This window comes from Shewanella youngdeokensis, from assembly GCF_033180165.1.
In the GTDB taxonomy this organism is placed as follows: Bacteria; Pseudomonadota; Gammaproteobacteria; order Enterobacterales; family Shewanellaceae; genus Shewanella; species Shewanella youngdeokensis.
The window spans coordinates 3199266-3217537 of sequence record NZ_CP136522.1; the positions used below are offsets into that span (position 1 = coordinate 3199266).

17 protein-coding genes are annotated in these 18272 nt (G+C 43.8%); 11 read left to right on the forward strand and 6 right to left on the reverse strand.

Annotated features, from left to right (window positions below; all coding sequences use genetic code 11):
- Window positions 1-135: 135 nt before the first annotated feature.
- From RGE70_RS13670 to RGE70_RS13680, 3 genes are read left to right on the forward strand one after another with little or no spacing between them, the layout of a single operon-like run.
- Complete coding sequence (locus RGE70_RS13670) at window positions 136-513, forward strand: DUF2721 domain-containing protein (RefSeq protein WP_310472986.1); 378 nt, start codon at window positions 136-138, stop codon at window positions 511-513.
- Window positions 510-1130 carry a trimeric intracellular cation channel family protein gene (locus RGE70_RS13675; RefSeq protein WP_310471993.1) on the forward strand — a complete coding sequence of 207 codons (621 nt, stop codon included), beginning with the start codon at window positions 510-512 and terminating at the stop codon, window positions 1128-1130. The genes RGE70_RS13670 and RGE70_RS13675 overlap by 4 nt, the downstream gene beginning before the upstream one ends.
- 7 nt (window positions 1131-1137) lie before the next feature.
- Entirely contained in the window at window positions 1138-1611 is a 474-nt protein-coding gene (locus RGE70_RS13680; RefSeq protein ID WP_310472987.1) for a nuclear transport factor 2 family protein, read from the forward strand.
- 145 nt (window positions 1612-1756) lie between these two features.
- Here the strand turns inward: RGE70_RS13680 and tyrS are convergent, their stop codons facing one another.
- A complete protein-coding gene (tyrS, locus tag RGE70_RS13685; RefSeq protein ID WP_310471995.1) occupies window positions 1757-2953 on the reverse strand; it encodes a tyrosine--tRNA ligase in 1197 nt (398 codons plus the stop codon).
- 126 nt (window positions 2954-3079) lie between these two features.
- Here tyrS and RGE70_RS13690 point away from each other — a divergent pair, with 126 nt between their 5' ends.
- From RGE70_RS13690 to RGE70_RS13710, 5 genes are all read left to right on the forward strand, one after another.
- Window positions 3080-4528 carry a peptidoglycan DD-metalloendopeptidase family protein gene (locus tag RGE70_RS13690; protein ID WP_310471996.1) on the forward strand — a complete coding sequence of 483 codons (1449 nt, stop codon included), beginning with the start codon at window positions 3080-3082 and terminating at the stop codon, window positions 4526-4528.
- Between the two features lie 35 nt (window positions 4529-4563).
- Entirely contained in the window at window positions 4564-5673 is a 1110-nt protein-coding gene (locus RGE70_RS13695; protein ID WP_310471997.1) for an anhydro-N-acetylmuramic acid kinase, read from the forward strand.
- A gap of 254 nt (window positions 5674-5927) precedes the next feature.
- Window positions 5928-6629 (forward strand): aquaporin Z, encoded by a 702-nt coding sequence (gene aqpZ / locus RGE70_RS13700; RefSeq protein WP_310471998.1) that lies wholly within the window; start codon window positions 5928-5930, stop codon window positions 6627-6629.
- A 127-nt stretch (window positions 6630-6756) separates the two neighbouring features.
- A complete protein-coding gene (locus tag RGE70_RS13705) occupies window positions 6757-7137 on the forward strand; it encodes a DUF2750 domain-containing protein (protein WP_310471999.1) in 381 nt (126 codons plus the stop codon).
- An 88-nt stretch (window positions 7138-7225) separates the two neighbouring features.
- Entirely contained in the window at window positions 7226-7666 is a 441-nt protein-coding gene (locus RGE70_RS13710; protein WP_310472000.1) for a hypothetical protein, read from the forward strand.
- Window positions 7667-7741: 75 nt separating this feature from the next.
- On the opposite strand, the gene erpA is transcribed toward RGE70_RS13710, so the two are convergent.
- Both erpA and RGE70_RS13720 read right to left on the reverse strand, forming a co-directional pair.
- Window positions 7742-8092, reverse strand: coding sequence for an iron-sulfur cluster insertion protein ErpA (gene erpA / locus RGE70_RS13715; protein ID WP_310472001.1), 351 nt, complete (start codon window positions 8090-8092; stop codon window positions 7742-7744).
- Window positions 8093-8112: 20 nt separating this feature from the next.
- The gene (locus tag RGE70_RS13720) at window positions 8113-8889 is read right to left on the reverse strand and encodes a DUF6776 family protein (RefSeq protein ID WP_310472003.1); all 777 of its coding nucleotides are present in this window, start codon (window positions 8887-8889) and stop codon (window positions 8113-8115) included.
- 58 nt (window positions 8890-8947) lie between these two features.
- Here RGE70_RS13720 and RGE70_RS13725 point away from each other — a divergent pair, with 58 nt between their 5' ends.
- A complete protein-coding gene (locus RGE70_RS13725) occupies window positions 8948-10669 on the forward strand; it encodes a chloride channel protein (RefSeq protein ID WP_310472988.1) in 1722 nt (573 codons plus the stop codon).
- Between the two features lie 104 nt (window positions 10670-10773).
- Entirely contained in the window at window positions 10774-11907 is a 1134-nt protein-coding gene (locus RGE70_RS13730) for a glucosaminidase domain-containing protein (protein ID WP_310472004.1), read from the forward strand.
- Between the two features lie 92 nt (window positions 11908-11999).
- On the opposite strand, the gene rsuA is transcribed toward RGE70_RS13730, so the two are convergent.
- The 3 genes from rsuA to RGE70_RS13745 form a co-directional block, all read right to left on the reverse strand.
- On the reverse strand, window positions 12000-12692 hold the full coding sequence (rsuA, locus tag RGE70_RS13735) for a 16S rRNA pseudouridine(516) synthase RsuA (protein WP_375087857.1): 693 nt from the start codon (window positions 12690-12692) through the stop codon (window positions 12000-12002).
- 205 nt (window positions 12693-12897) lie between these two features.
- Window positions 12898-13464 (reverse strand): RBBP9/YdeN family alpha/beta hydrolase, encoded by a 567-nt coding sequence (locus tag RGE70_RS13740; protein WP_310472005.1) that lies wholly within the window; start codon window positions 13462-13464, stop codon window positions 12898-12900.
- Between the two features lie 311 nt (window positions 13465-13775).
- Window positions 13776-15314, reverse strand: a complete 1539-nt coding sequence (locus tag RGE70_RS13745; RefSeq protein ID WP_310472006.1) for a peptidoglycan-binding domain-containing protein — start codon at window positions 15312-15314, stop codon at window positions 13776-13778.
- A gap of 707 nt (window positions 15315-16021) precedes the next feature.
- Between RGE70_RS13745 and RGE70_RS13750 the strand changes: the two genes are divergently transcribed.
- Window positions 16022-18115, forward strand: coding sequence for a M13 family metallopeptidase (locus RGE70_RS13750; protein ID WP_310472007.1), 2094 nt, complete (start codon window positions 16022-16024; stop codon window positions 18113-18115).
- Window positions 18116-18272: the final 157 nt, after the last annotated feature.

An 18272-nucleotide genomic window follows, 5' to 3' on the forward strand; every position in this document is an offset into this window, starting at 1 on the left:
TAACTGGCTTATAATTGAGCCATCTGTCGTTTAATTGTGCATAAAAACACACTCAACTTGAATATCTAAATGGCATTGGTATTATCATTTTCGAGTTGTAATCTTCACTAAAGGCTTTTTGTTTTGCTAGAAAATATTCATGTTTCACTCACCACGCCAGCATTACTTTTTCCGGCAATTTCGTTGTTGTTACTCGCCTATACCAACCGCTTTTTTTCATTAGCTGCGTTGATCCGCAGTTTGAGTCGTGATGAGCACCCTGTACACACCAGCCAACTTAAAAATTTGCGACAGCGCATTAGTATCATCAAACGGATGCAAGAGTCCGGTGTCATGAGCTTTGCTTTATGTGTTTTATGTATGATTTTCATCTATATTGGTTTCAACAAAATTGGCTCTGTTATTTTTGGCTGCAGCTTATTATTACTGCTGTATTCACTGTTATTGTCGGTGATTGAAATTCGTATTTCAGTTGACGCCTTAAACATCCACTTAAAAGAGATGGATAAATGATTGATTGGATTTATGTCTTTGATTTATGCGGCACTTCGGTGTTTGCTTTATCGGGTGCGTTAGCGGCCGGTAGGCATAAAATGGACCCATTTGGGGTTATTGTATTAGCCTCGGTCACCGCTATTGGCGGGGGCAGCATACGGGATGCCATTATTGGTGCTACACCCGTTTTTTGGATTCAAGACCCCAACTATATCATTGTGATTTTAGCCACAGTGTTAATGTCTTTTATATATTTTAGCAAGCCTAAACGCGTAGGTAGATATTCGCTGCCTGTGGCTGATGCATTGGGGTTAGCACTGTTTACCATTATTGGTGCCGATAAAGCATTGAGCCTCGAACTTAGCGGCATGGTAGCTGTAGTTATGGGGCTGATTACTGGGGTCGGAGGCGGCATTATTCGCGACTTACTTTGCCAGCAGGTGCCGATGGTGCTTCGTACCGAAATTTATGCCACTGCGTCTATCATTGGTGGCATTTGCTATACCGTTAGTTTAACGCTGGGCGCACCCGATTTGTTTGCGTTGCTGTTTGCCATGGCGATCGCCTTAGTCATTCGATTAGCGGCCATTCGCTGGCACCTTTCCTTACCCTCTTTTGACTTAAAGACTCACTAAAATGACGATACGACTTTGCTGTTTATTTTTGGTTTTGCTCTGCCAACCTGCGTTTGCCAGCAACGGTGATATGCCTAAAGAGCAGCAATTGGCAATCCACTATATGGAAGCACTCACTAACCAAGATTACGCCACATTAAACGCATATTATAATCGTGAAAGTGTATTTAACGACCGAACAGCCAGTGTAAAATATACCGGCAAACGACATATCATGCAGTTTTTAAAGCGGGCTCATCGCGGCGTTCTAGATTACAGCTTTAGTATCGAGCATATGTATAATTCTGGCTCGTTAGTGGTATTGATTGGCAACTATCACTATAAGGGCCCCGGCGAACAATTTGGTAAACCTGGCCGAATTATTGATATTGCGATCCCAGGCGTAACCACATTAAGCCTAGACATGAGCACCAATAGAGTGAAAGAGCATCAAGATTTAATGGATTATCAAACCATGTCTGATCAGCTCGCTGTGCAGTAGTTTTACTGAGGTTAATCCGCTGTCACGCAACAAGCTGCCATAACAATAAAAAAACGGCCTGCATATTACCTGCAGGCCGTTTTTTATTAGCGGTTACTATATCAATTATGTCGCCAACGTTGCTGACCCATAATGATACTTGCTATTAAACCAAAGTGATTTTAGCAAACTTACGTTTACCCACTTGGAAAATACCTTCTGTGCCCGCGCTAAGTTGTAGACGAGTGTCTTCAATTTTAACGCCGTCAATTTTAGCTGCGCCTTGTTTGATCATACGCATCGCGTCTGATGTAGAGTTCACTAAGCCAGCTTCTTTTAGGACGTTAGCAATCGCTATTGAGTCACCTGCGGTGATCTCTACGGCTTCGATATCAGTTGGCATTGCCCCTTTTTGAAAACGGTTAATGAACTCTTGGTGCGCCGCTTCTGCTGCTGCTTCGTCATGGAAACGAGCAATGATCTCTTTAGCCAAGGCAATTTTAGTGTCGCGTGGATTGGCACCCGCTGCGATATCTGTTTTAAACTGCTCAATTTCGGTCAATGGACGGAAAGAAAGTAGTTCAAAGTAACGCCACATCAAGTCATCAGATATCGACATGATTTTACCAAACATTTCACCTGCTGGTTCACTCACACCAATGTAGTTGTGTGCCGACTTCGACATTTTTTTAACGCCGTCTAGCCCTTCAAGCAGTGGCATCATAATTACAGTTTGTGGCTTTTGACCTGCCGATTTTTGCAGTTCGCGGCCCATCAACAAGTTAAACTTCTGGTCCGTTCCGCCTAGCTCTACGTCTGACTCAAGTGCAACTGAATCATAGCCTTGTAGCAATGGGTACATGAATTCGTGAATCGCAATTGACTGCCCAGAACCATAACGTTTTTTAAAGTCGTCACGTTCCATCATACGTGCAACCGTTTGCTGTGATGCTAAACGGATCATACCTGCTGCGCCAAGTGGCTCTAACCAGCTAGAGTTAAACTCGATGCGGGTTTTAGCCGGGTCCAAAATTTTATAAACCTGTTGCTTGTACGTTTCAGCATTGGCAAGTACTTGCTCACGCGTTAGCGGAGGACGGGTACTATTTTTGCCACTAGGATCGCCCACCATACCGGTAAAGTCACCAATCAAGAAAATCACTTCATGGCCGAGTTCTTGGAAAGTGCGCATTTTGTTCAAAATGACGGTATGGCCCAAGTGAATATCAGGTGCGGTCGGATCGGCGCCCAATTTAATTTTAAGAGGACGACCTTCTTTTAATTTTTCCAGTAGATCCGCTTCAAGTAAAATTTCGTCGGTGCCACGTTTAATTTCTGCTAATGCTTGCTCTAAATCAGCCATATCGGCGGTTACTCCTGGGAGCCTAGTCATAAAATCTGGACACTAATGTTACTTGTTAGCCAGCCCAATTGAAAGCGTGTACACTAAGGGGATCACGAAGAAAGCGCGAAATTGGTACAGAGGTCAATGGGAAAGGTTATAACTTTATTCAAATTACTGCCAAAATTACATCAAATACTGTTAAGTATCCTTTTTTTTGTCACGCTAATTATTATCTTATCGCCATCAAGCGATGAAAAATCAACAGATCAAACGGTTTTGGCAAGTGGTGAGTTCGAGGTAAACACTCGTTACGAAGTTCCACTGGCTTTTCGTACGCCAACGCCGCCAAATGGCACCCAAGCAATTGCACAACAAAATGCCGAAAGCCGCAAAATACCGTTAGCAAAAAAGGCTGCAGTTACGCCAACACCTGCAACAACAGCTGAAGCTATAACTCCTGTTGGGCCTACCCCAGTGGGTTCTACACCTAAGCCTGCCAGTAATAACTTTATCTTAAATGAAAAGTACTTTCAGGTTAAAAGTGGCGACACCTTAGCGGCGCTTTTTAGCCGCGCAGGATTGACGGCAAAAGACGTATATGATGTCACCCAACTGCCAAAAGCCAAAAAGAACTTATTAAAAATCATGCCTGGTGATGAGCTAGTTATCGCCAAAAACAAGCAAGGTCAATTGGTTCAGCTACGCTACCACCTCGACAAAATATCGACCTTAGTGGTTAACCGCGTCGATAATCAATACCAAGAAAGTATCACCACTAAAGTTGTCGAAACTCGCACACAGTTTGCCAGCGCCACCATAAGCAGCCACTTCTGGAACGCGGGTGTGGGTGCTGGGCTAACGCCGAATCAAATTATGCAGCTTGCAACCATATTTGGTTGGGATATCGATTTTGCCTTAGATCTTCGCAAAGATGATCATTTTTCTATTCTGTTTGAAGAGGAGTACGCTGACGGCGAGTTTTTACGCAACGGTAATATTCTGGCGGCAGAATTTACCAACCAAGGTGACCGCTACACCGCAGTTAGGTACACAGATGGCAACTATTACTCGGCTGAAGGTCGCAGTATGCGTAAGGCTTTTTTACGTTCACCAGTCGATTTTAAATATGTAAGTTCAAGCTTTAACCCTCGGCGCTTACATCCGGTGACCGGACAAGTTAAAGCGCATCGCGGGGTCGATTACGTGGCAGCGGTTGGTACTCCGATTAAAGCAGCGGGTAAAGGCCGAGTTATTGAGGCTAGTTACAACAAATATAATGGCAATTATGTTTTCATTAAACATAATGATACCTACACCACCAAATACTTACATTTGAAAAAACGTAAAGTAAAAAAAGGCGAATCGGTTAAGCAAGGCCAAATTATTGGCACGCTTGGATCAACCGGCCGTGTTACGGGCGCACATTTACATTACGAATTTATTGTCAATGGCGTTCACCGTAACCCACGCACCATCAAGTTACCTAAATCACAAGCTATTGCTAAAAAAGAAAAAGCACAGTTTGCCTTAGTTAGCCAAAAGATGATGGCGATGCTGGAACAAAATAAGCAAGTACAAATAGCGGCTTATTAGCCGCGTTATCAACGCCTATAACAGAGCTCAATACCATGAACAACAATTACTACATTGGCCTCATGTCAGGCACCAGCATGGACGGCGTTGACGCCGTTTTGGTTGAGTTTGCAACCCATGTTCCTACATTAGTTGAGCACCATTCAGAGGCGATCCCGCCGCCTCTGCTGCATAACCTGCACAGGTTATGCCTGCCCGGAAACGACGAAATCAATCGGTTAGGTCAAATAGACCGCGCTATGGGGAAACTGTTTGCCAAAGCCGTAAATAACCTATTAGAGAAAGCCGGTGTTGATAAAAGTGCAGTAACGGCAATTGGCAGCCATGGGCAAACGGTTCGTCATATGCCAAGCCTTGCTATGGGTTTTAGCTTACAAATTGCCGATCCCAATACCATTGCCGCTGAAACAGGTATTGATGTTATTGCCGATTTTAGGCGTAAAGATGTGGCTCTGGGCGGGCAAGGGGCACCGCTGGTACCGGCTTTTCATCAGCATGTGTTTGCTAGCCCTAATACCAAGCGTATTATTTTAAATATCGGTGGGATTGCTAACATTACCTACTTGCCGGGCAATACAGAGGCGGTAACGGGGTTTGACACGGGCCCAGGTAACACCTTAATGGACGCTTGGATCCAACATCAACAGCAACAACCCTATGATGAAGCCGGCGCATGGGCAAAATCGGGAACCACCGACCAAAAAATGCTACAGCATTTATTGTCACACCCATATTTTTCGCTTGCCGCGCCAAAGAGCACTGGCCGAGAGCTATTTAATCAAGCCTGGCTTGAACAGCAATTATCGAACTTCAACTATCTTGACGAGGCTGATATTCAATCAACCTTGCTTGACTTTACCTGCCACAGCATTGCCAATGATGTATTAGCACTAACCACTGAGGCTGAAATGTATGTGTGCGGCGGCGGGGCTTACAATCTTGAATTAATGTCTCGGCTGCAAGCCTTGTTACCCCATTATAAAATCGTTACCACGGCGCAACTAGGAATGGACCCTCAATGGGTTGAAGGTATTGCCTTTGCGTGGCTCGCGATGCGTTTTAATTTAGGCCTACCGGGCAACTTACCCGCAGTTACAGGTGCCAGTAGAGAAGCGATTCTCGGGGGTAAATTTACCGCGATTTAACGCCTGATGATAGCTTAGCCTTTAACAGAAGTATTAATGCCATTGCGCAAACAATGGCAACCCTCCACCAGCTCCCAGCAGGCTTTAAGTGGTTAGTTTGCCGCAAACATAACTACAGCTATCTAAATTAAACATTTTTTGCGTTTATGTTTTATATTCAATAGCGTGTGTATAAATTTATTACACAAACTACATAGTGAATGGTTAATGCTATCTGTTCATTGGAGTGGGTCAAATCAAAAGGATTAAGATTTATGAATATGTCTCAAAAAATGACGGCAGAATTTATCGGAACACTATGGTTAGTGCTAGGTGGTTGTGGCAGTGCGGTATTGGCCGCGGCTTTTCCTGATGTTGGGATTGGTTTATTAGGCGTCTCGCTAGCTTTTGGTCTTACGGTACTGACCATGGCATTTGCCATTGGCCATATATCGGGCTGCCATTTAAACCCTGCGGTTTCTTTTGGGCTATGGGCAGGAGGACGTTTTCCTGCATCGCAACTGGCTCCCTACATCATTGCGCAAGTGGCTGGTGGCATAGCCGGTGCTGGCATTTTGTACCTTATAGCTTCTGGTCAAGATGGCTTTAGTTTATCGGCAGGCCTTGCTTCTAACGGCTATGGTGAACACTCACCGGGCGGTTACAGTTTAACGGCCGCACTGGTTTGTGAAGTTGTAATGACATTGTTTTTCTTAATTATCATTCTTGGCGCTACCGATGACCGAGCGCCAAAAGGGTTTGCCCCCATTGCCATTGGCCTAGGGCTCACACTCATTCACCTTATCAGTATTCCGGTTACCAATACTTCTGTTAATCCGGCTCGCAGTACTGGTCCAGCGCTGTTTGTGGGCGACTGGGCTGTATCTCAGTTATGGCTATTTTGGGTTGCACCAATTGTAGGTGCCATTTTAGCGGGCGTTATTTATAAGTTCTTTAACGCTAAAACTGCAGCCTAAATAAAAGCAGAGCCTATCGGGCTCTGTTTGCTTTTTCATTCTCTCGCTAAATGGTACTATTCCCATAATTCGGCGCATTGCGTATATAACTAACGCCCGCCCCATTTTAATTTAAGAGATGTAATCGATGAGCAACAAAAGCAAAAGCTTAAAACAAATTACTGAAATGACGCCAGAATCTCGTTATGACTACCTTGTAGAACAAGTTAAAGAGCACAAAACATTGTGGTCGCTACAAGATTTAGATGGGTGCGTCATGCTAACCACCGATGATGAAGATTGCATCCCAATGTGGCCAACAGAAGAAGCAGCTGCACTTTGGGCTGTCGATGACTGGAAAGACTGCCAAGTATTAGCAATTCCACTTGATGAATGGTTAGAGCGTTGGGTTCCGGGTATGCAAGATGACGACCTATTTGTTGCCGTATTCCCTGTGCACGACGATCTAGGTGTGGTTATTCCACCGTATGAATTAGAAGAGCGTTTAGCACCGAAAAAACGTCACTAATTAAGTTTAATGTTACAGCGAACCTTAATCTGTTCGCTGTATCTATGGCATCTGCCTGCCACAGCTTGCGGTCATAAAGGGATATAAAGTGGACACAAATAGCGCTGTAACTCCCAAAAGCTCCCCCGATCCAATCAGCATGCCTAAACGCCTTATCGCACTATTAGTGATACTCGTGCTAATGTCGCTGACTGGATTGATGGTAAGCCAAGGGGTTCTATTTTGTATTTTAACGCTATTTATGGTGCTGGCGATTATCGGCAAACAAAAAGCGGGCTTAATCATGCTACGCGTGTATACCGCCCTACAATGGGTGATCGCGAGCATGTTACCTCTGGCGCTGTATAACCCTGATAATAGTGCCTCAGCCCTTGCAACGCTCACTCAAGGTAGTTTGGCAGAAGGTATACCTGACTGGATACTATTTGGAGTGTTGCTTGCTATCGCAACCATTGAAGTAATCATTGCCTTTACCCGTAAAGTCAGCCGCTACTTTAATCGCGAAGTGAACCTAAATATTATGCGCTGATACTGAAAAGCAGATATAAAAAAGCCGTCTGACGACGGCTTTTTTATGCCTTGAAAAATCAGCCAATACGCGAGCTTAAACTGAGAAACTCGCACCACAACCACAAGTGGTTGTCGCATTTGGATTTTTAACAAAGAATCGCGAACCTTCCAGGCCAGAAGTGTAATCCACTTCACCACCAACAAGGTATTGAAGGCTCATAGGGTCAACAACTAACTGAACGCCCTGCTTCTCTACGGTAAAGTCTCCTTCGTTTACTTTTTCATCAAAAGTAAAGCCGTATTGGAAACCCGAGCAACCACCACCGGTTACATACACACGTAATTTAAGTGCGTCATTTTCTTCTTCATCAAGCAAGGTTTTTACTTTTAATGCGGCTGCATCCGTGAAGCGGATAGGTAGCGCATCTTCAGCTTGTTCAGTCATTATTACCTCTTAACTTCTATTTACTGGGCAGAATTATCCAATACCTGACCGTTTTGTTCAAGTACTATGCTCTGCTCATTTTCATTCACAAGTAAATCTTGTGCATTAAATTCTTGTTTCGCCTGTGAGCCTTTAGTCCAGCGACTCGATGGCACCACCACTTTGGCTATAACATTAGATAAAATAAAGTTTTCTGGCAGCGTGATTTCAGCTTCTAAAATCTGAAAATACCTAAACTTAAATTTAAGCGGTGAATCAATTAAGTCTGCTAGTTCAAGCCGGGTTGCCTTCCCCTCTTGCAGCCCGACAAAGGTCACTTCACTGCGACCCGATATCGAGCGCTTACGTTTTTCCAACTGAGTAAGCACCAACTTAAACTTATATTGGTTAGGCAGTAGCGCTGGCGATAACGCTAAGCTGTTAATGACGATGCCGTCAGCTATATTTTCTGGTGCCATCACACTACGGTAAAACGCTAATTCCCGGGCTAACTTTTGCTGCTCGCCCTGCTGCTCAACAAACATGGCTTGCATATTAGCATTAGCTTCTCGTTCCAGTGCCAATTCGATATTTCGCGCAGCTAACGTATCGGCTTGCGCTTTAATCACTGAGGTATATTGCTCAGTCTTATCAGCAGCCGGCTCTACTTTAGGTGTTAAGTAGGCCGTGGCAACATCAAAGCTTAATGCGCCTAATGTAATTGACGCCACAACCAACAAGAATAAATATACACTTGATGTACGAAATTGTCGTTCAATCACTTGCATGCGATCAAGCCAACGATGATACTTTGACATTAAGAAACAGCCCCTTAAAAAATTTCATATGTTACTGCAAATGTGAAAATTGAAGAATGTGGACGTGTCAGTGCATAAAACAATCGCGACTAAACGAGACAATCTAAAAAAATATCTCAGCACTAACTTAAGAGATACGCTTTCTGAAGCAAAAGTTAGTGTGCAATTGTGCTTAATTGCCCTTCCGTTTGCGCTAGTTGCTTCAGCGGTGATTATGCTCTTTAGGTTGCTGCTAGTCTGGTTTGACACATTTACCCAAACCCAAGCGCTTAATTTTACGGATATCATCGATGACTGGCGAGTGTTATTGCCACTAATTGGCGCTTTTTTAATTTGGGCTGTGGCCAGAATGGGATCTAAGCGGTATAAACGCATGGGCATCGCCTATGTTATCCACCGCGTTAAGCTGCATTATGGCAAAATTCCACTCCCTTCTGCTCCGGCGCAATTTTTCCAAGCGTTATTTGCACTAGCAACAAACTTTTCAGTTGGCCGAGAAGGTCCAGCAATTCACCTTGGCGCAGTCAGTGCGAGCGTATTGGCTGAAAAATTTAAATTGCCTGATAACAGCGTCCGCATTATGTGCTCCAGTGGCATTGCTGCCGGTATTGCCGCTATTTTTAATGCGCCCCTCGCCGCCGTTATTTTTGTATTTGAAGTGGTGCTACGAGAGTACCGTATCCATTACTTTTTCCCAATTATGACATCGGCCATTTGCGGCGCATTAAGTAGCCAGATGGTATTTGGTAATGTGCATGAATTTGATCAAATAGGCGTTGCGGTCATTCCGCTCAGTCAATACTTTTTTCTAACATTGTTTGGGGTGGTTTTAGGTTGTATTGCGGCCTTATTTAATCGCACCTTGTTAAGTGTCACTAACTCTGCGCAGCAATGGCCACTATTGCACCGGCTGGTGCTAGCAGGCGTGATTACCACCTTGGTTGGCCTAGTGCTACCTCAAGCGATTGGCAGCGGCGATTTAGTGATTGCCGAGACGTTGGCAGAACACCCCAGTATTGGGTTATTACTCGCCATTTTAGTCGGAAAAATGATCGCTACCATTGCGGCAATAGGCCTTGGGATCCCCGGTGGATTAATCGGTCCTCTATACTCAATAGGGGCACTGCTAGGTACTATTTTAGCCTTGATGTGCAGCATTTGGTTCCCATCCATCGCGCCCTATATGGGCCTGTATACCATTATTGGCATGACCGGCATGATGGGCGTTTGCTTAAGCGCCCCCTTAGCCTCGTTAGTGGCTTTAATTGAGTTGACTGATAATGCCTCTATTATTCTGCCATCGATGTTTGTTGTCATTCCTGCCTTTTTGATTTCTCAGCAAGGATTTAAAACAAAGTCGATTTTCTTCAAACAGTTAGAGATTATGGGGCTGGGTTATAAAGTGGCTCCAGTTAATTTGGGCTTACAAAAAGTTGGTGTGCGTCATTTGATGGACAAACAAGTGGTTGTGGCCAACAAAGACAGCCCGCGATTATTAGATGTGATTAAACACGCTGAAGGACGGTCAGTGTTAGTACGTAACGCACAGCGCCAAGTCGAAATGCTACAATTTGAGCTACAAACCAACGAGCATGCGACAACATTAACGACCCACCCAATTCAAGGTATTGCTGATACTGCCACTTTAAACGAAGTGTATATTCTTTTGTCACAGGAACGGCGCGGCGCAGTTTATATTTACCAAAACAGCGATGACAATATTGTAGGGGTAATTAATTGGGCTCGGCTACAAAAGCAGATCCAATCGGGCCAAGCTTAATTCATACAGCACTACATTAATGAATATTTACTAAAGTTCGACTAGATTTAAGTGATAATGCATGAATTGATGCCGCCATCACTTATCACTTACCGGACGCTTCGATGCTTAAAAAAACTCAAACTAAAATGGCTTTGTTAGCCGTAGCAGTAACATTACTGCTCTACGCGGCTAACTCGCAATTTAACCCTGACAACTCAAGCGCTGCCGTGCATAAAACGGCCACCCTTGTCGAGCCTAAATCTAACCCAGCCGTAAGTCAGCCAATCCAAGCAACTAAACCTCAAACCGCCACAAACACTGAGGCTAAAGCCAAAACCGAGCATATTGTTGCCGCTGATCTTGCTACCGATGCGGACTCAACTCAAACCCAGAAGAGCTTTATTAACGTTTCCGACGACAGGCCAACTGGGGCGCCTCAAGATATTGAAATCAATTCGCTCGATGAACTGTCAGCCTTATTCGACTCGTTAAATTACAATACCAAAAGTTGGCGTGATGGTAACCGAGAAGTCCCGCGTTTAACCTTTGAGGCGGTCAGTGAGCGCTGGCAAAAAACCTCTCACAATATGCCAGTACAACAAAAAAAAATGGTGTTTTTTAGACTAATAGCACCACTAATACTGGTTGCCAATGAAAATATTTTATTGGAGCGCCGTTTAATCGAATCAGCACCATTAGACGACATTGTGCTGCTCAACATTGCCGTTAAGTACCGGATCATTGACAGCGTTTATGACTCTCTTTCAGAGCCACAAAGACAAGCGCTACTTGAAGATATCGACATACTCCCTCCCTCACTAGTACTGGCTCAGGCTGCTGAAGAAAGTGGTTGGGCTACCTCTAGGTTTACCCTTGAAGGTAATGCCTTTTTTGGGCAGTGGGATTTTAGCGGTAATGGGATGGTACCCAAACAACAGCGTAAAGAGTTGGGCAACTATGGGGTAGCTCGGTTCGATACCCCTTTGGCATCAGTTGAAGGCTATTTGCTAAACCTAAACACCAACAATGCGTATAAAAAATTACGTAGTTTGCGGGCAAAACTGCGTGCCAACAACATGCCTATTACCGGCATTGAACTGGCGACCACCTTAGATAAATACTCAGAGAGAGGGCAAGCCTATATTGACGGCTTAATTGAGATGATCCTCTACAATAAACTCGACCAAGTCGATGACGCCTACTTAAATGATGGCGCGCCACTGCACCTTATTCCAACGGCTGATAGACAACCATAGTATGAACAAGGTCATACGTCGCGCATAAAAAAAGGTTAAGCAATTTAATTACTTAACCTTTATATACTGTTTTACCCAAATAGGCATTAACCCTATTTTACTGATTTAACCTCAGCGTCGGTTAAAAAGCGCCACTCGCCTGCTTTAAGCGTGCTATCAAGCTCTATTTTCCCCACGCTTTCACGGTGAAGTTGAGTCACTTTATTACCTACCGCAGCCAACATGCGTTTAACTTGGTGGTATTTACCTTCGGTAATGGTCAGCCGTGCTTGGTGAGTGCCGAGAATTTCAAGCACAGCTGGTTTAGTTAAACCATCTTCATTGTTGAGCTGTAAGCCAGTGGCAAACTGCTCAACTAAATCTGCTGAAAGCGGCTCTGCCGTTTCTAACAAGTAACGCTTACCACACTCTTTTTTCGGTGAGGTTATTTTGTGAGACCATTTACCGTCAGTAGTAATAAGGACTAAACCTGTGGTGTCAACATCAAGACGCCCCGCAATGTGTAAGTCTTCAGGGCGGATAACATCAAGCAAACCGATGACCGATGGATACTCTTCATCAATCGTCGAACAAATCGTATCGACAGGTTTATTGAGCATGATAAAGCGTGGGCCAATAACTTTAAGTAACTCACCTTCAAGACGAATTTCGTGCTCATCAGTCACCTTAAACCCAGAGGTTTTAACCACTTCACCGTTGCAGGTTACGTCACCGCGGTGCAATGCTTTTTTGGCCGACACACGAGAATGGGAAGTTGACTCACAAATAAATTTATCTAAACGCACAGTATTACTCAGCTATATAACCATAATGGCGGACATTATGAGGGCTGAACGCCTAAAGGGCAAAGATTTGCGCCGAGTAAATCCTGTTATCAGTTCGACAACCCCGCAGCAGCACAACTAACGACTTACCACGTTGCACAATAAACGTTTATTTATGCTGCCATTTTATGGCTAATTGCTAACGTTAAAGCCGTTACAACGTCTGTTACTTTGTCGCTGTGACCAATTTAATAAAATCGGTTAACAACTGATACCCTTCAGGCCACAGCCCAAGGTTTGACTCAGCATTAATGTGCTTTAACTCGCCCATGACGGTTAACCTACAGCCCCATTGTTTAACCATCTTTTGTGTGCTTGCTAAGGTGGCATAGGGGTCATTTGTACTGGCTAACATCAAACTTGGAAAAGGCAACTTAACGCTTGGCGCATCGCCATAACCCGTAATCGCTTTTGGGAAATGCTCACTGTTAACATCGGGCACTGCCACCATAAATGCCCCCAACACGTTGGCCGCTCCTGTTGCAGCGTATTTGTGGCTCCACTCAACAATCGTACTGCCACCTAAACTGTGGCTCACTAATAAAATAGGTCCTTGCAGTGATTGCACTAACACGTTGAGCGCATCGATCCAATCGGCACAATTAGGGTTGTCCCAGTCGGCTTGTTCAACCCAATAGCTATTATAACTATCACTTACTTTTTGGCTCCATGAATGCTGCCAATGCCCTTTGGTCGAATTTCCGTACCCAGCAACAAAAACTATATTCAACATCAATTTTCTCGCTCAACAAATAAAATAAGAAGCCGCGTGCTTGGCTTAGCGTTAACGCCAAATGGCTTTTGTGGCTCAACCATTAATAACTAGCATGCCAAGACACGCTGTTGGGAGAACCCCGCGAATACTCTGAAGTGATTATAACGGTAAACAAGCTAATTGAAGAATGAGTAATATAAACTTAACTCGAAAACAGCAGTGAATGAGTACAGTTAAGTCATAGCGCTTAACAATGACGGATCCTGCACAAAAAAAGGCGCGACTCCAAGAGGAACCGCGCCTTTATGCATTTGACAGGTTAACAGTTTTTAGAAGCTAAGCCCCAATGCTTTAATCGTTTTAATGTTGATATATTTATCGGTTGGTAGGCTATTATCAGTTTGAAAAGCATTTACCGCTTTCATGGTGTCTACTCCCACTACGCCATCAATATTGCCAGGATTATAACCTTTGTCGCTTAACGCATTTTGAATATCCATAATCGTTGCACGCGTCATATTGGTTTCGCATAGAATTGGACGCCATTCCATAAAACCTTCTTTGCTGATTTTACTTAAGGTTACCTTGTCATATTCCGCTGGTATTTCAACACGAGATTCCGATGCCGCCGCCACCAACTTGGTCACTTCAACCGTTTCATACACAGCAGGTATTTCCACTCGCTGCGTACTTGCTTGCTGTACAACAACTTGGCGATTAACCGTTTCATATTCAGCTTCAGTACCGGTTAAACAGATTTTATTACCTGTTCGTGTTGACATTGGGTGTTCGTGGTTATGGATCTCATGCCAAACAAACTCAACATCCGCAACTTTTTTGGTAATTTCAACGTCTTTATATTTAGCGGCAACCGGTTTGCGGATTTCAGTTGCTTCATTTACCAACTCCTTCACTTTAACCATTTCATATTCTGCAGGAATATCTATCGTGGTCGTTGTGGCAGGAGATATTAATACCCGTTTACTGATGCTTTTAAACGTGGCTGGAACCTCAACCAAACACATGATTTCACCAGTGGCAGCATCAATTTTTTGGATTGGGCCTGTGCCTTTTTTCCATATGGTATGCGCCGGAACATCAACAACATCTTCGGTTACCGTTTCATACACCGCATCGACTTGTTCGATACGTGTGCTAGCTTCTTTAACTAGTATCCGCTTTTCTGTCCAACGGAACTGTGCAGGCACTGTTTCTACCGTTTCATAAGCTTCACTGATCAGCACTGATTCACTATTTTGCTCATATTTAGCCGGTAAATAATGTTCGTGGTAACACATGCCAATTTCAGCACTATTTAGATCAATGCCGTGTTCAGACGCGGCGTTAAGCAGCTCACTACTCGCTGGTGCACTGCCTTTTTTAAGATCGACCAACCACTGCGTGCCAGCCTCTTTAACCAATTTTTGTTCGGTTACCATATCGTATTGCGCTGGCACTGCCACCATTTTAAAACTAGCAGGTTGTACCGTAACAGTTTCAGTTCTCGTTTCGTATTGCGCTGGAGTCACTTCAATACGTTGGCTTGCTTCTTTGGCAAGTACGGTTTCAGTGTACTGCTCATAAGTTGGCTCAACCCATACGCGAGCATAACATTCGCCAGCGCTGGCGTTAGGTGGCAATAATTCACCCGATGTATCAAAGCTATTGCCGCTCATTGCTGAATCTTGAGCCTGAGCTTCACGTTTAGCAACTGCGGCCTCTCTTTCTAAAAGAGCTTGATTTCGTTGTTCGAGCTCAGCGGCAGAATAAGGCGATACCACTTGCGACTCGGTGGTTGAACATGCGGTCAGTAATATTGCGGCACAAAGCGTACTAAGTTTGAATAATGAAGCTGTTGAAGTCGTCATAATTCCTCCTGAATAGATGATTAGCTTGGTTGTTTTATTTAGTAAGTCATTTTTTTTGAATGCTAAATTCCACTGGCAATAGTACCTACTTAACCGCTAATTTACATTTTGTTAACATACTTTATATAATTGTCAGCCAAAGGGTGGGGATTTTCAGGCCTGAAACACACTAAACCTAAGCATAAAGCATTAGATAAAACTAAATTGACGAGTTTATGCACTAAGGAGTGTTAATAAATAAAGATAAAATGGCTCAAACATAGCGCTGTAAGTATCACTTAGAAAAGGGCTTTGAATACCCAAATAATACCTGCACTCAAATGATAACGGCACCAAGATGGTATCAAGCCAACGAATGTTCGCCATCACTATGAAATACCAAATTAACTCACCAGACACCTTTTCTTACAGATATCCAACCATTATCACGGCATGTTTCTAACATATGCTTGTTCATAGAAACAAAAAAGCCTTAACATACAAGATTCAATGTCAATTTAATGTTGATGTCATACCCATTGCATTAGGTCGCTGTTCACAAATTCAAGCAACTAAGTACTGCAAACCTCATGCATAGCATGCCATTGCTTGTCATGTGTTTTATCCAGCACAATTTGAGCTGACTACTGACTTAATGCAATAGGTATAAATGCATTCAATTGTCATTGATAATGAACAACAAATTGACGGCATATAAAGGAATAAAAATGAAAAAAGTAATTATTGGGAGCTTGTGTGCATCCCTCATCGTTGGCTTAAGTGCGTGTAATAACGACGCGGTTAAAACCGTTGAATCGCCAACACCTGCGCCAAGCAAAACAGAAACCGCAATAGCCGTTGAAACAGCTCTTACATCGGGTATTGAGTTTGAAAACTTCGATAAGTCTGTTCGCCCTCAAGATGACTTTTACTCATACGTTAATGGTACCTGGGTAGAAAAAACCACTATCCCTAGCGACCGTACCAGCAGCGGCGCTTTTTATGATCTTCGTGAAAAATCACGTGACGATGTAAAAGCCATCATCGAAGCCGTCGCCGCCACGCCGAACCTTAAAGCGGGTAGCGATGAGCAAAAAGTCGCAGACTTATACCGTTCATTTATGGATGTCGACACCCTAAACAAATTAGGTGTTACCCCAATTCAAGGTGAACTAGCAAAAGTCAGTGCAATTAAATCAAAAGACGAACTTGTGGCTTACTTTGCTCACAGCCAGGTTGTCGGCGGTAGTACGCCAATGGCATTTTATATCGACGTCGATGCAAAAAACTCAAGCCGTTACGCTACCCATATCTGGCAATATGGCCTAAGTTTGCCAGAAAAAGATTACTACTTTAATCAAGAAGAGCGCTTCGTTAATATTCGTAAAGCCTTTGTGGCACACATTGAAAAAATGTACGCCCTAGCCGGTTTTGCAGAGCCTAAAGCCAGTGCTGAAGCAGTACTAGCGCTTGAAACCGCGATTGCAGAGCAGCATTGGGATGTAGTTGAAACACGTGATAGCACAAAGACATATAACCTATACCAAGTTAAAGACTTACCGACATTGGCGCCAGACATCAACTGGACTGGTTACCTAGCCGCGCTGGGTGCAGATAAGCAAGCAGATATTATAATCAACCAACCAAGCTATATTTCCGGCTTAAACGAGGTGATAAAAAACACCGACCTCAATACCTGGAAAACTTACATGCAGTGGCAAGTATTAACCAACGCTGCAACCAGCTTAACTGAAGCACTTAATGACGAACACTTTGAGTTTTTCTCTAAAACACTCAACGGCCAAGAAGAGCAACGCCCACGTTGGAAGCGTGGTGTAGCATCAGTAAACAGCCTACTTGGTGAGGTTGTCGGTAAAGTTTACGTTAAGCACCACTTTGCACCTGAAGCCAAAGTACGCATGCAAACGTTAGTTGAAAACCTACGTGGCGCTTATGGCGACAGCATTGAGTCTTTAGAATGGATGAGTGCCAGCACTAAAGTTGCCGCAAAAGATAAACTCGCCAAGTTTAATCCTAAGATTGGTTACCCAGATCGCTGGGAAAACTACGACAAACTAAAGATAAAAGCCGACGACTTTTTCGGTAACAACGTCCGTGCAAGTCAATTGAGCCATGAGAAAAGTCTTGAAAAACTCGGTGGTCCAATCCGCACTTGGGAATGGGCAATGACACCACAAACGGTTAACGCTTACTACAACCCAACCATGAATGAAATTGTATTCCCTGCGGCCATCCTGCAGCCACCATTCTTTAATATGGACGCTGACGATGCCGTAAACTACGGTGGCATAGGCGCGGTGATTGGTCATGAAATGGGCCATGGTTTTGACGACCAAGGCGCTAAATTTGATGGCGAAGGTAACATGCGTGACTGGTGGACAGAACAAGATTTAAAAGAGTTCTCGCTGCGCGGTAAAGCGCTGATTGAACAATATGATAACTACGCAGTATTTGACGACCTTAACGTTAATGGCCAATTAACACTTGGCGAAAATATTGGTGATCTATCCGGTGTTACCATTGCTTACCGCGCTTATAAAAAGTCACTTAACGGCCAAGAAGCGCCAGTGATTGACGGCCTTACCGGTGATCAACGTTTCTTTATTGGTTTTACGCAAATTTGGCGTACCAAAATGAAAGAAGAAGCATTGCGTAACCGCGTAGCAACTGACCCACATTCACCTGCTCAGTTCCGCTCACTCGGCGCGCTATCTAACATGCCAGCCTTCTATACAACGTTTGACGTTAAAGAGGGCGATGCCATGTACATTGCACCAGAGAAACGGGTAAAAATTTGGTAAAAAAGCTTTAAGCAAAAACACCTAAAAACCACAATAAAACAGGCCGTTGATAACATTGTTTATCAACGGCCTTTTTGATTTTAGTGGCCCTGCTCACACTATGAATAATTGTTAATTTACCATTCAGCATTGCTTAAGACTTGAAGCGTTAAATTAA